Here is a 13,531-nt window from a genome sequence, read left to right on the forward strand (position 1 = left end):
CAGCAACTTCCGCGATCTTTTTTCAGATATCGTATACTTTCTTATCGGGATATGGGTTGTCAACAGGCGTAACGCACTCCGTTGTGCGACCCAGTCAGGGACGGCGGACGGTCACCAAAGAACGTCCCGGTCCGGCTGCATCGGCTCGGGCGCGGCGTCGCCGATCGCCTGGAGCAGGTCGATCTCGATCGTTCGGCACATCGCATCGAGTGGCAGGTCGTGGATCGAGTTTGCGAACGGATCGGCCAGGTCGTCGCCGATCTGCAGCACGGCCAGGAACATTAGCCCCGCCAGCGTCGATCCGATCGGCGTCGCCCAGCCGAGCGTCTCGACCAGACCCACCGGCAGGACGATGCAGAACAGACGCGTGAACAGATTGGGGAAGAAGCGATATTGATTGGGCAGCGGCGTGTTCTTGATCCGCTCCATCCCGCCTTGCGCGTTGGTGATGTCGGTCAGCGTCCGTTCCAAGGCGGAATGGAGGATGGTGTCGAGATGCCCTTCGCGCCGCGCCTTGGCGATGCGGCCGGCGGTGCCGTCGATGATGCCGTTGGCGATGTTCACGCGCCTGAACGGACCCGCTGCCTCTTCCGGCGACAGGAACCGCAGGACATCGGGCTTGGGGTCGATTCGGCGAAGCTGGCAGCGCAGCGCGTGAACATAAGCGATGTGCCGCAGCACGATCGTCCGCTTCAGATCCCATAACTTGCCTTCTGCGGCATAGGGCATGAAGGTCACCACTTCACGCGCCAGGCTGCGCGAGCAGTTGATCATCGATCCCCACAGGATCCGCCCCTCCCACCAGCGTTGGTAGGCGGAATTGTCGCGGAAACCGAGGAACAGCGCGAGCGCGGTGCCGAACAGCGTCAGAGGCAACGACGGCGCCTTCAGCGACGTCAGCATATAGGCGGCCGTCACCACCACGTCCCATACGAACAGGACAAGCAGCGGCTTCCACACTTCGGCGAGGATGCGGGTGTAGCGGGGCGTGGCAGTAACAATCATCGGGCACCGCGACGCATGACGTGAATCAAGGTTGCATCGCAGCGTGGAATTTTTGTCGCGCCGGCTGTAGGGCGCGTGTCGACATGACAGACGAACTCCGCACCGCCGCTTACGAATCCAAGGCCTGGCCCTATGAGGAGGCGCGCAAGCTGTTGAAGCGCTATACCGACGGCAAGCCCGGCGGCGCGCCGATCCTGTTCGAAACCGGCTATGGCCCCTCAGGGCTGCCGCATATCGGCACGTTCAACGAAGTGCTGCGCACGACGATGGTGCGCAACGCCTTTCACGCGCTCAGCGACCAGCCGACGCGGCTCGTCGCCTTCAGCGACGACATGGACGGGCTGCGCAAGGTGCCGGACAATGTGCCGAACAAGACGATGCTGGCGGAGCATATCGGCAAGCCGTTGAGCCGCATACCCGACCCGTTCGAGAAGTTCGACAGCTTTGCTGCGCACAATAACGCGATGCTGCGCCAGTTCCTCGACCGGTTCGGCTTCGAATATGAATTTGCCTCGTCGACCGACTATTACACGTCGGGCCGCTTCGACGATGCGTTGCGCGGGGTGTTGCGGCATTTCGACGCGATCCAGGGCGTGATGCTGCCGACCCTGCGCGAGGAACGTCGCGCTACCTACTCGCCGATCCTGCCGGTCAGCCCGACGACAGGAGTCGTGCTGCAAGTGCCGGTCGAGGTCGTCGACGTGGACGCCGGTACCATCGCCTTCACCGACGAGAGCGGCGAGCGGATCGTTCAGTCGGCTCTGGGCGGGCGCAGCAAGCTGCAGTGGAAGGTCGACTGGGCGATGCGCTGGGTCGCGCTAGGCGTCGATTTCGAGATGTACGGCAAGGACCTGATCGATTCGGGAATCCAGTCGTCGAAGATTGCGCGCATCCTGGGCGGCCGCCCGCCCGAAGGTTTCGTCTACGAGATGTTCCTCGACGAGAAGGGCGAAAAAATCTCGAAGTCGAAGGGCAACGGCCTCAGCCTCGAACAATGGCTGACCTATGGCCCAGACGAGAGCCTCGCCTTCTTCGCCTATCGCGAGCCGAAGAAGGCCAAGCAGTTGCACATGGGCGTCATCCCGCGGGCGGTTGACGAATATTGGCAGTTCCGCGCGAACTATCCGACCCAGGAACTGAAGCAGCAGCTGGGCAATCCGGTCCATCACATCCATGATGGCAAGTTGCCGGAGGGCGAACTGCCGGTGACGTTCGGCCTGCTCCTCAACCTGGTCGGGGTGATGGGCGATGCCTCGAAAGAACAGGTGTGGGGATATCTGGGGAATTACGTCCCCGATGCGACCCCGCAGAGCCACCCCGACCTCGACCGGCTGATCGGCTATGCGCTGGCCTATGCCCGCGATTTCGTCGCGCCGACCCTGGTCCGCCGAGCGCCCGAAGGCGTCGAGGTGGACGCACTGAAGCGGCTCGATGCCGAGCTGGCGGCTCTTCCCGACGATGCGCCGGCCGAGGATATCCAGAACATCGTCTACGAGATCGGTAAGACCGGTGGCTTCGTCGAGCTGCGCGACTGGTTCAAGGCGCTGTACGAGACTTTGCTCGGATCCAGCCAGGGGCCGCGGATGGGCAGTTTCATCAAGCTGTACGGCATCGCCAATTCGCGAAAGCTGATCGCGGACGCGTTGGCGAAGGCATAGAAGCGGCGGCGCGCTTGGCCTGCGCACGCCGCTAGGGCGTGCTGACGGGGGCCGCCCAGGCCAGCCGCGTCGGCCCGCTCGCCGCGCCTTGGGTCGCAACGACGCCGCCAGCGCTCAGCGCCGTGACGATGGCGGCCGACTGCGCGCCGGACACCTCGACCGCATCGCCCCGCCGACGCGCGGCCCACAGGATATCCGCGACGTCGGGGGTCGCATCGGCGAACTCCGGTGTCGGAAGCGGCAAGGCGGGCGGGATCAGGTGGACCTGCCAGTTCGGCGCTGCCGCTGCGGCGCGCGCCTCCAGTGCACGATAGGTGGCGATCGTCGCGCCCGACAGGGCGGCGGCGCGCGCGGAGGCGATCTGGCGGTCGGCGTCGATCAGGATGCTGTTGCGATCCACGCCGCCAGCGACCGACAGCGCATCGACGATCTTGCCGACCGCGGGATCTGTGGCCGGTTGCGGCACGCTGCGATTGGCCTTTTGCAGCTCTGCCGCCGCGGCATCGCCGACGCTGACGTGATATTGGATGATCGCGATCCGGGCCGGGCGGCCGATCAGCCGGCTGAGCTGCGCCGAGGCTTGGGCATCGGCGCGGGCGCGATAGGCGGGCGTCAGGACGGTCGCGTTGACCCGCACCGGCGTCTGGGCGAAGTCGATGTCGAGCTGGCTGATCCGTGCGGTGTCGGGGAAGGCATCACCGACCGCCGCCCGCGCCTGCCGCGTCGCGAGATTTTCCCACGCAATGCCGCGTAGCGAGAGCCCGAGGGGGATCGACAGACCCACGAACGTCGCGATGATCGCGACCGATTGCAGCAGGTTCTGGCGCGGCGACAGCGCGCTCGCGAACCCGTAGAGGCGCGCCATCACCGCGGCGGTCAGCGCGATCGCGACGAAGTTCGTGACGAACAGCAGCAATGCGCCGCCCAGGACGACCAGATTGCCGGTGGCCAGCCCGAAGCCGACCGTGGCCAGCGGCGGCATCAGCGCCGTCGCGATCGCAACGCCGACGATCGTTCCGGCCCGTCCCCGGATCGTCGCATAGGTGCCCGCCAGGGCCGAAAAGATCGCGACGAGCAGGTCGAACAGGTTCGGTCGCGTCCGTGCGGCGATTTCGGACGTGATGTTCTGCAGCGGCGACGCCAGCGCGATCAGGGCGCAGAACAGGACCGCGACGACCGATCCGGCGACGAGTGCGACGGCAGATCGCCGGATGTAGCGCGAATCGACCGTGGCCAGCGCGAAGCCCAGCCCGATGATCGGCCCCATCAGCGGCGATATCAGCATCGCCCCGATGACCACGGCCGGCGACGACAGCAACAGACCCAGTACCGCAATGCCGGCCGACATGGCGACCATGAACAGGTAGCGCCCGGTCCAGCCGGCATCGTCATGCACGCGGTCGAGGACCTCGACCCGGTCGACGGTGCCGATCACCCGGCTGTTCCACCAGCGCGTCACAACCCTGGCTTTCGAGAAATACGCCATGCGACCTCAATTCATCGGGTGTGCGCAATGCGCGCAAACCTCGTGATCCCGCGCGTTGAAGGCCCTGACGGCACTCTGGGTTCCGATCGTCGGGATATCGAATCTAGGCGGCGGCGCTTTTCGATGCGAGGACAGCGACATGCGACTGTTCTTCGATCCCCGCCAACGTGCCCATGCTCCCGCGCGTGAGTTTCACAATGGCGGCTGGACGCCCTATGCCGAGGTGCCGGGGCGCGTCGATGCGATCCTGTCCGCGATCGGACCGGCCGAGCGGCCGGCGGACGTGGGAGAGGCCCCGATCCTGCGCGTGCATGACGCAGGCTATGTCGCATTCCTGAAGACCGCGCACGATCGATGGGCAGCAGCGGGGCGGGACGGCGATGTCATCGCCTATGCCTGGCCCGTCGCGCGGCGTCGCGACGTGCGGCTCGACCGGATCGATGCACTGGCCGGGCGCTATACGATGGACGCGGTAACGCCGTTGACGGCGGAAACCTGGACCTCGGCTTATTGGAATGCGCAGACCGCTCTCGCCGCGACGCGGTCCGTGCTGGACGGCGGCAGGGCTTTCGCGCTGTGCCGCCCGCCGGGGCACCATGCGGGGGCGGATTATGCCGGCGGATATTGCCATCTGAATACAGCGGCGATCGCCGCCGAGGCCGCACGCGATGCCGGGTGCGCGCGGGTCGCGATCCTCGATATCGATTACCATCACGGCAATGGGACGCAGGATATCTTCTGGGACCGCGGCGATGTGTTCTACGCCTCGCTCCACGCCGATCCGGCGACGGATTTCCCGTTCTTCTGGGGCCATGCCGATGAAGCGGGCGAGGGGGCCGGTGCGGGCGCGACGCTGAACCTGCCGCTGCCGCAGAGGACGCGGCTGGAGGGCTTTCGTGCGGCACAGGCACAGGCGCTGGAAGCGATCGCGCGGTTCGCACCCGATTTGCTGGTGGTGAGCTTCGGCGCGGATACGTGGGAGGGCGATCCGATCAGCCGCTTCGCGCTGACGACCGCCGATTATGCGGTACTGGCGCGGGACATCGCGGCGTGCGGGTGGCCGACGGTGACGCTGATGGAGGGCGGATACGCGGTCGATGCGCTGGGCGCGAATGTGGCGAGTTTTCTAAGCGGATTTTGAAGAAGAGCAGACGTGATCTTGGTGCGCCCGCGGGCGCAAGGCGCGAAGCTGTTATGCCCGCGGCGCTCGATCGGGAGACCCAGAAGATATGTTCATGGGCTGCTTCGCAGCCACGAAGCTCATACCTCTTAGCGCCTTCGCGCCTTGTGCCCACAGGGCACCCAAATCCCTTCTTCTGCACCTTCTTGTTTGGCCGCCGCGGCAAAACCGTTGTCGGACGGACGTTGCCCGCCGGCCGGCCTTGCCCGAGTCCGCGGCCGGCATGGCCGTGGCCGCGCTGCGGCTTAATCCGGCTCCGTCGCGTCGATCGGCTTCATGTCCTTCATCGACGCCGCCACCGCGTCGGCCCGCTCGATCACCCGAAGGATGTTCCCCGACGTCAGGCCGGCGAGATCCGCATCGCTCCACCCGCGCCGCGCGAGTTCGGCCAGCACCAGAGGATAGCCGTCGACGCCCGTCATCCCCTCCGGACCCGTCCCGCCGATGCCGTCGTAGTCGCCCCCGAACCCGACGCTGCCCTTTCCCGCCACCTTGGCAACATGCTCGATATGGTCGGCGACGGTCGACGCATCGACGCGCGGCATCGGGTGGCTGCGGTCCCATTCGATCAGCGGCGCGGGCGATTTGGCGCCATAGGCGTCGGCGGGGACGCCGACCGACTTCGCATAGGCGCTGCGTTCGCGATCCCAGTCGGCCCAGGCCTTCGACAGGAAGGCCGGGTAGAAGTTGACCATCACCACGCCGCCGTTCGCGCCGATCCGCTGCAAGAGATCATCGGGAATGTTCCGCGGCCGGTCGGCCAGCGCCCGGGCGGAAGAGTGCGAGGCGATCACCGGCGCTTTCGTCACGTCGAGTGCCGCCGCCATCGTCGCGTCGGACACATGGCTGACGTCGACCAGCATGCCGATGCGGTTCATCTCCATCACGACCTTGCGCCCGAAGTCGCTGAGGCCATTGGCGCGCGGCGCATCGGTCGCACTGTCCGCCCAGTCCAGGCTCTTCCCATGGGTCAGCGTCATGTATCCCACGCCCAACTCGCGCATCTGGCGCAGCACCGACAGCCGCCCGTCGATCTGGTGCCCGCCCTCGATCCCGATCAGCGAAGCGACACGGCCCGCCCGCATCGCGGCGCGCACTTCGTCCGCGGTCTTCGCCATGCGGAAGGCCTGCGGGTTGGCGGCGACGAATCGGCGGGCGATGTCGATCTGCTCGATCGTCATCTCGACCGCACGTGGGCCGGTGGTGGCGGCCGGGATGTAGACCGACCAGAACTGGCCGCCGACGCCGCCCTTCTTCAGGCGCGGGATGTCGGTCTGGAGCGGAAAGGGCAGGGTGGCGGTGCTTCGCGTCAGATCGACCGATTCGACCTTCGCCTCGTGCCGCTCGCGGATCTCCCAGGGCAGGTCATTATGTCCGTCCAGCACCGGCGCCCGCTGGAGCACGCGCTGGACGCGGGCTTGGATGGCGGGATCTGTCGCTTGCGGCGCGGTGAGGAGGAGGGCGAGGAGGATCATGGGCGGCTCCGGCTGGTTTGACTTGGTGATAGCTCAGGCCCGAAGAAAAGAAGAAGGCTGTTTTGGGCGCCCGTGCCGGGCGCAGGGCGCGACGGCGCGAAGATGTCTCGCCTGATGCTCGCGATCGGGAGACAGTTCATGCACCGGTTCCAAGGGCTGCTACGCAGCCAATTACCCTGACCCCTTCGCGCCTTCGCGCCTTGTGCCCGCAGGGCACACCGAAAATTTCCCCTGTCTTCTCTTTCGGAACGTTTCCATTTCGTTCCGACCGCCGTAGACCGTCAAAATGCTCCCCCACCCCGCTCTCCACGCCAGCCACAGCGGCATCTGGGTTGCCGACGGCGACGGGTGCCGTGCGGTCGGGCGGGGGGAGGCGATCCGGATCGCGGCGGATACGCCGGTCATCCTGCTGGGTGCCTCGATCGCCGGTCAGCGGCTGGGCTATGCCGATTTGTCGGGACTGGACCTGCTGGAGTTGTTCGCCTTCGTCTACCCCGCGCGCTTCGCGGTGCCGACGCCAAAGGGGCTCGCTGCCGCGCTCGGGATGACCCCGCCGGCCAGCGACGATGGGGTCGCACCGTTTCTGCGCGACGCTGCCGCAACGATGCTCGCGACGCTGGCCGGCGACTGGCCCGAGCGCGAGGGAGCCTGGACCGCGGCGCAGTCCCTATTTCGCCTGCGCTGGCCCTGGGCGCCACACGTCACCGCGCGCCTTAGCAAGCCGCAGGGGGGCGAGCGCTGGCTGTTCTCGCGCCTGCCCGAATGGGAGGAGGGCCCGCCAAGGGCTGCGCCGCGCACGGTAACGCTCGACGACGGCGCGGTCGCCGATCGCCTGGCGCGGCTGACCGGCAATGCCGCCGAGCGTCGCGAGGGGCAGCGCCATTTCGCCGCGACCGCCGCCCAGGCCTTTGCCCCCCGCCGGATGCGCGACACGCCGAATCTGGTCCTGGCGGAGGCGGGGACGGGCATCGGCAAGACGCTCGGCTATCTCGCGCCTGCGTCGCTGTGGACCGAAGCGGCCGATGGCGCGGTGTGGGTGTCGACCTTCACCAAGGCGCTGCAGCGTCAGTTGGGGCACGAGACCACGCGCCTCTACCCCGACGCCGCCGAACGCCGTGCTCGCGTCGTGACGCGCAAGGGGCGCGAGAACTACCTGTGCTTGCTGAACCTGGAGGATGCGCTGCAGGGCGGGTTCCAGGGGCGGGCGGCGATCCTGGCGCAGCTCGTCGCGCGCTGGGCGGCGTATAGTGCGGATGGCGACATGGTCGGCGGAGACCTGCCCGGCTGGCTGCCGACCCTGTTCCGGCGCAACGGATCGACCGCCCTGACCGACCGGCGCGGCGAGTGCATCTACGCGGGCTGCCCGCATTATCGGAAATGCTTCATCGAACGCGCCGCGCGCGCGTCGGCCAATGCGAACATCGTCATCGCCAATCACGCACTGGTCATGGTCAACGCCGCGCGTGGACGCGAAACGGCGACGCGGCCGACGCGCTACGTGTTCGACGAAGGCCATCACCTGTTCGAAGCCGCCGATTCGATGTTCGCCGCGGCGCTCACCGGGGCCGAAGCGATCGAGATCCGCCGCTGGGTCACCGGCCCCGAAGGAACGTCTCGCGGTCGCCGCCGCGGGCTCGCCGCCCGGCTGAGCGACGTCGCCAGCTATGACGACGAAGGCGGCCGCGCCATCGCCGCTGCGGTCGAGGCGGCACGCGCGCTACCCTCCGACGGCTGGCTCGCGCGCCTGCAGGAGAATGCACCCTTCGGCCCGGTCGAGACGCTGCTGGGCGCGGTGCGCGGTCTGGTCTACGCGCGCGCCGCCAAGGACGACGATGCCGGCTATGCGCTGGAGACCGAACTGGCCGAACCCGACGCCGCGCTCGTCGATGCCGCCGGGCCCGCCGCTGCGGCGCTCGATGCGCTTGTCCGACCGCTGGTGACGCTCGGCCGGCGGCTGGAAGCGGTGCTGGCCGAAGCGCCCGACTGGATGGACGGCCCGGCCCGCGCGCGGATCGAAGGCGCGATCGCCTCGCTCGGCTGGCGGGCGGAAACGGTCGGTGCGTGGCTGGCACTCATCGCGCGGATCGGCGGGCCGGCGGACCCGGACTTCGTCGACTGGCTGGCGGTCGATCGGGCCGAGGGGCGCGAGTGGGACGTCGGGCTCCACCGTCATTGGCTCGACCCGTCGCGGCCCTTCGCGCAGACAGTGCTCAAACAGGCGCACGGTGCAGTCATCACGTCGGCGACGCTGCGCGCGGGCGGGGATTGGGACGTGGCCGATGCGCGCAGCGGCGCAGTGCATCTGGAAGGGGCGCCGATCCATTTCGAAGCGCAGAGCCCGTTCGACTATGCATCGCGCGCAGAAGTGCTGATCGTGACCGATGTGAAGCGCGGCGACCAGGCGGGCCTCGCCAATGCCTATGCGCGGCTGATCCTGGCGGCGGGCGGGGGCACGCTCGGCCTGTTCACCGCCATCCGACGCTTACGCGGCGTCCATACCCGCATCGCCGACCGGCTGGCACGCGAAGGGCTGCCGCTCGCGGCGCAGCATGTCGATCCCATCGACACGGGCACGTTGGTCGATATCTTCCGCGACGATCCGCGGGCGTCGTTGCTCGGCACCGACGCGTTGCGCGACGGCGTCGACGTGCCGGGTCAGTCGCTGCGCCTGGTCGTGATGGAAGGCGTCCCGTGGCCCAAGCCGACCGTACTCCACGCCGCGCGGAGGATGGCGGGCGGGGGCAGCGCCTATGACGACCGCATCGTTCGTGCACGGCTGGCGCAGGCCTTCGGTCGCCTCATTCGTCGGGCGGACGATTCGGGTGCGTTCGTCCTGCTGAGCGCTGCGATGCCGTCGCGCCTGCTGTCGGCCTTTCCGCCGGGAACGCCGGTACGACGGATCACGCTCGACGAAGCGATCGAACGGATCCGCGCCCTTCCTTCCGCCGCGCCGATCCGGCAGAAGGAGGGCGCATGAAGACGCTGACGCTGCTCCGCCACGCCAAGTCGGGATGGGACGATCCCGCCCTGCGCGATTTCGACCGGCCGCTGAACGCCAAGGGGCAGCGCGCCGCGCAAGTCGTCGGGCGGAATCTGAAGGCGCTGGACTTGTCGTTCGACCGGATCGTCGCCTCGCCCGCCGTCCGCGTCGTCGAAACGCTGGATCATGTCGGCCGCGGTTACGGCCGCGCGCTGACCCCGGATTGGGACAAGCGCCTGTACCTCGCGTCGGTCGCATCGCTGATCGACGTCATCCAGGAACAGGCCGACTCCGTCGACCGGTTGCTGCTCGTCGGGCATAACCCGGGTTTGGAGGAATTGGTGCTGACGCTGGTGCCGCTTGCCGGCGGCAATCCCGCGCGCGCCGATGTGGAAGAGAAATTTCCGACCGCGAGCATCGCGGAAATGACCTTCGCGATCGATCGCTGGGCGGATGCCGGGCCCGATGCCGCGACGCTGACCCGGTTCGTACGACCGCGCGATCTCGACCCCGCCCTCGGCCCCAGCGCCGACTGACGGCGCTTCAGGCCCGGTAGGCGCGGATGTCCGGTGTTCGGACGTCCCCGTCGCTCGGGACGGTCGGGAGGGAGGGGCATCGCTGCACGGATAGGCGGTGGCGTCTACCGGTGCCGCGCGCCCCTCAGCCGCGATCCTGCTTGTCGTCGTCCGCCAGCGCTGCGGCCAGCCCGTCGCGGATGTCGGTCAGCGCGGCCTTGCGCGACCCGCCGCGCTTGATGGGGGCTTCCTCCGCGAGGAGCTTCTGAACGCCGCGGATCGTGTACCCCTCGGTTTCCAGCAAAGTCTGGATGCGACGCACGAGCGCCACATCCTCGGGGCGATAATATCGGCGGTTTCCTGCGCGCTGCAGCGGACGGAGCTGTGGGAAACGCGTTTCCCAATAGCGCAGGATGTGTTGGGCGACGCCCGTCTCCCGCGACAGTTCACCAATCGTCCGAAATGCGGTCGCCGCCTTGTCCGGCGCGGCCATCGTGCGTCTCAGCAGGCGGCTACGATGCGGTCGCGCATCATCTGGCTCGCCCGGAACGTCAGCACGCGCCGCGGAGCGATCGGCACCTCGACGCCGGTCTTGGGGTTACGGCCGATCCGTTCGCCCTTGTCACGCAGCACGAAGCTGCCAAAACCGGAGATCTTGACGTTCTCGCCGTTGGCGAGAGCATCGCACATGTGGCCGAGGATCTGTTCCACGAATTGCGACGAGTCCGCGCGCGACAGGCCCACTTCATGGTGCAGCGCTTCCGCCAGGTCGGCCCGCGTGAGCGTCCGTACGTCCTGCATGACGTTCTCCTAGTTTTCCCACAGACTTAGCGGGCACCGTACCGTACCATGCCGGTCGTGGCCGCGCAAAAGCCCGAACACTGTCTACCCTAAAATTCTACAGTATACGATATGAAATCCAGCCATTTTGAGTAGTATCTTCTGGCGTCAATATCGTACGACCGCAGCCCCCCAGGTGAAACCTCCGCCCATCGCTTCCAACACGATCAGATCGCCCCGTTTGATGCGGCCGTCACGGACGGCGGTATCGAGTGCCAGCGGCACCGAGGCGGCCGAGGTATTGGCGTGCTGATCGACGGTGACCACGACTTTCTCGGGCGCCAGACCCAGCTTTTTCGCCGTCGCGTCGAGAATGCGCGCATTGGCCTGGTGGGGCACCACCCAATCGACATCCTGTGCCGTCAGGCCGGCGGTCGCGAGTGATTCGCCCATCACCGACGCCAGATTGACGACGGCATGGCGAAAGACTTCGCGCCCCTTCATGCGCAGCTTGCCGACCGTACCCGTGGTCGAGGGGCCACCATCGACATAGAGCAGCTGGTTGTGGCGCCCATCGGCATGCAATTTGGTCGACAGGATGCCGCGATCGGAACCCTCTTCTGCGCCGAGCACCATCGCGCCCGCGCCGTCGCCGAACAATACGCAGGTCGTGCGATCTTCCCAGTCGAGGATGCGGCTGAACGTCTCGGCCCCGATCACCAGCGCGTGGCGGTGCACGCCGGCGCGGATCATGCTGTCGGCGACCTGGACCGCGTAGAGGAACCCCGAGCAGACCGCCGCGACGTCGAACGCGACGCAGTCGTCGATCCCCAGCGCCGCCTGGACCTTCGTCGCGGTGGCGGGGAAGGTCTGGTCGGGCGTCGCGGTCGCCAGGACGATCAGGTCGATGTCCTGCGCAGTCAGCCCGGATGCGGCGATCGCCGCCTTGGCGGCATCGGTGCCCAGCGTCGCGGTCGTCTCGTCCGGCCCGGCGAGGTGACGAAACCGGATGCCGGTCCGCTCGACGATCCATTCGTCGCTGGTATCGACCTCTTGCGCGAGTTCGGCGTTGGAGACGCGTCGGGTGGGCAGTGCCGACCCGGTGCCGAGAATGACCGAGCGAAGGGTCATGCCGCCGCCTGCTCCTCGAAATGCGCCAGATCGTCCTTGATGCGGTTCAGCAGATCGTCGCGCACCATCTTCGCGGCGACGCCGATTGCATGCGCCACGCCCAGCTCGGTCGCGCCGCCATGGCTCTTCACCACCAGGCCGTTGAGCCCCAGGAAGACCGCCCCGTTGTGGTTGTTGGGGTCGAGGTGGTCGCGCAGCAGTTGCGTCGCCGGCTTCGAGATCAGGAAGCCGATCTTCGACCGCACCGAACTGCGGAAGGCGCGCTTCAGCAGATCGCCGACGAAGCGGGCGGTGCCTTCTGCGGTCTTGAGCGCGATGTTGCCCGAAAAGCCGTCACAGACGACGACATCGACATGTCCGCGCGAAATCCGGTCGCCTTCGATGAAGCCGGCGAAGGTCATCGGCAGATGCGTCGCCGCCTTCAACGCGGCGGCCGCCTCGCGGACCTCATCGGTGCCCTTCAACGCTTCGGTACCGATGTTCAGCAGGGCAACGCGCGGCGATTCGAGATCGAGCGTGGTGCGCGCCCAGGCCGCACCCATGACGGCGAACTGGACGAGGTTGCGCGCATCGCATTCGGTATTCGCGCCCAGGTCGAGCATCACCGTGTCGGTGTCGCCAAGGCTGGGGAGCATCGCCGCCAGCGCCGGGCGGTCGATGCCCGGCAGCATGCGCAGCGACAGCTTGGCCATCGCCATCAGCGCGCCGGTGTTGCCCGACGATACGGCAGCCGCGGCCCGACCCTGCTTCACCAGGTCGATTGCGACGCCCATCGATGTCGTTTTCGCCCGGCGAATCGCCTGGCTCGGCTTGTCGTCGCCCGAAATGACGTCGGGGGCGTGGACGATCTCCGACGCCGCGGTCAGGTTCGGATGCGCGGCGAGACCCTCGCGGATCTTCGCCTCGTCACCGACCAGCAGGAAGCGCATGCCGTCGAACCGGCGACGCGCGCGCGCGACGCCGGCGAGCATGACCGCAAGCCCCTCGTCGCCGCCCATCGCATCGACGGCGATCCGCGCATCGGGGGACATTACGGTGTTACCCTTTTGGTCAGGTGAAAGGGGCTCAGCCCTCGACCGAGACGACTTCGCGACCGTTATAGTGGCCGCAGGCGTTGCACAGGTTGTGCGGACGCTTCAGTTCGCCGCAGTTCGGGCATTCCTGGAACGCTTCGACCGACAGCGCATCGTGCGAGCGGCGCATGCCACGCCGCGACGGCGAGGTCTTTCTCTTGGGGACGGCCATGTCGGCAACCTTCTAAAATACGAATCTATGATCGGTCTCGGGACAAGCGCTACAGCGCCTGACCCGAAACGGGCAA

General features: G+C 67.4%; 12 protein-coding genes. 4 read left to right on the forward strand and 8 right to left on the reverse strand.

What is annotated here, in order from left to right:
- Positions 1-111: 111 nt before the first annotated feature.
- The gene (locus JW805_01200) at positions 112-1,005 is read right to left on the reverse strand and encodes a hypothetical protein (GenBank protein MBN2970632.1); all 894 of its coding nucleotides are present in this window, start codon (positions 1,003-1,005) and stop codon (positions 112-114) included.
- Between the two features lie 83 nt (positions 1,006-1,088).
- Here JW805_01200 and JW805_01205 point away from each other — a divergent pair, with 83 nt between their 5' ends.
- A complete protein-coding gene (locus tag JW805_01205) occupies positions 1,089-2,663 on the forward strand; it encodes a lysine--tRNA ligase (GenBank protein MBN2970633.1) in 1,575 nt (524 codons plus the stop codon).
- 31 nt (positions 2,664-2,694) lie between these two features.
- On the opposite strand, the gene JW805_01210 is transcribed toward JW805_01205, so the two are convergent.
- On the reverse strand, positions 2,695-4,149 hold the full coding sequence (locus JW805_01210) for a DUF389 domain-containing protein (protein ID MBN2970634.1): 1,455 nt from the start codon (positions 4,147-4,149) through the stop codon (positions 2,695-2,697).
- 139 nt (positions 4,150-4,288) lie between these two features.
- On the opposite strand from JW805_01210, the gene JW805_01215 reads away from it, so the two are divergent.
- Positions 4,289-5,290 (forward strand): histone deacetylase family protein, encoded by a 1,002-nt coding sequence (locus JW805_01215; GenBank protein ID MBN2970635.1) that lies wholly within the window; start codon positions 4,289-4,291, stop codon positions 5,288-5,290.
- 284 nt (positions 5,291-5,574) lie between these two features.
- Here the strand turns inward: JW805_01215 and JW805_01220 are convergent, their stop codons facing one another.
- Positions 5,575-6,804 carry a dipeptidase gene (locus tag JW805_01220; GenBank protein MBN2970636.1) on the reverse strand — a complete coding sequence of 410 codons (1,230 nt, stop codon included), beginning with the start codon at positions 6,802-6,804 and terminating at the stop codon, positions 5,575-5,577.
- Between the two features lie 286 nt (positions 6,805-7,090).
- Between JW805_01220 and JW805_01225 the strand changes: the two genes are divergently transcribed.
- Complete coding sequence (locus tag JW805_01225; GenBank protein MBN2970637.1) at positions 7,091-9,781, forward strand: ATP-dependent DNA helicase; 2,691 nt, start codon at positions 7,091-7,093, stop codon at positions 9,779-9,781.
- Positions 9,778-10,320 carry a histidine phosphatase family protein gene (locus JW805_01230; GenBank protein ID MBN2970638.1) on the forward strand — a complete coding sequence of 181 codons (543 nt, stop codon included), beginning with the start codon at positions 9,778-9,780 and terminating at the stop codon, positions 10,318-10,320. The genes JW805_01225 and JW805_01230 overlap by 4 nt, the downstream gene beginning before the upstream one ends.
- 124 nt (positions 10,321-10,444) lie before the next feature.
- Here JW805_01230 and JW805_01235 read toward each other — a convergent pair whose 3' ends face one another.
- From JW805_01235 to rpmF, 5 genes are all read right to left on the reverse strand, one after another.
- On the reverse strand, positions 10,445-10,792 hold the full coding sequence (locus tag JW805_01235; GenBank protein MBN2970639.1) for a MerR family transcriptional regulator: 348 nt from the start codon (positions 10,790-10,792) through the stop codon (positions 10,445-10,447).
- A gap of 8 nt (positions 10,793-10,800) precedes the next feature.
- Complete coding sequence (locus tag JW805_01240) at positions 10,801-11,100, reverse strand: integration host factor subunit alpha (GenBank protein ID MBN2970640.1); 300 nt, start codon at positions 11,098-11,100, stop codon at positions 10,801-10,803.
- 147 nt (positions 11,101-11,247) lie between these two features.
- Positions 11,248-12,210, reverse strand: a complete 963-nt coding sequence (locus JW805_01245; GenBank protein MBN2970641.1) for a ketoacyl-ACP synthase III — start codon at positions 12,208-12,210, stop codon at positions 11,248-11,250.
- On the reverse strand, positions 12,207-13,241 hold the full coding sequence (gene plsX, locus JW805_01250; GenBank protein MBN2970642.1) for a phosphate acyltransferase PlsX: 1,035 nt from the start codon (positions 13,239-13,241) through the stop codon (positions 12,207-12,209). The genes JW805_01245 and plsX overlap by 4 nt, the downstream gene beginning before the upstream one ends.
- 34 nt (positions 13,242-13,275) lie before the next feature.
- Positions 13,276-13,455: a 50S ribosomal protein L32 gene (gene rpmF / locus JW805_01255; GenBank protein ID MBN2970643.1), complete on the reverse strand. Its 180-nt coding sequence runs from the start codon at positions 13,453-13,455 to the stop codon at positions 13,276-13,278.
- Positions 13,456-13,531 lie beyond the last annotated feature (76 nt).

It is taken from the genome of Roseomonas aeriglobus (assembly GCA_016937575.1).
In the GTDB taxonomy this organism is placed as follows: domain Bacteria; phylum Pseudomonadota; class Alphaproteobacteria; order Sphingomonadales; family Sphingomonadaceae; genus Sphingomonas; species Sphingomonas aerigloba.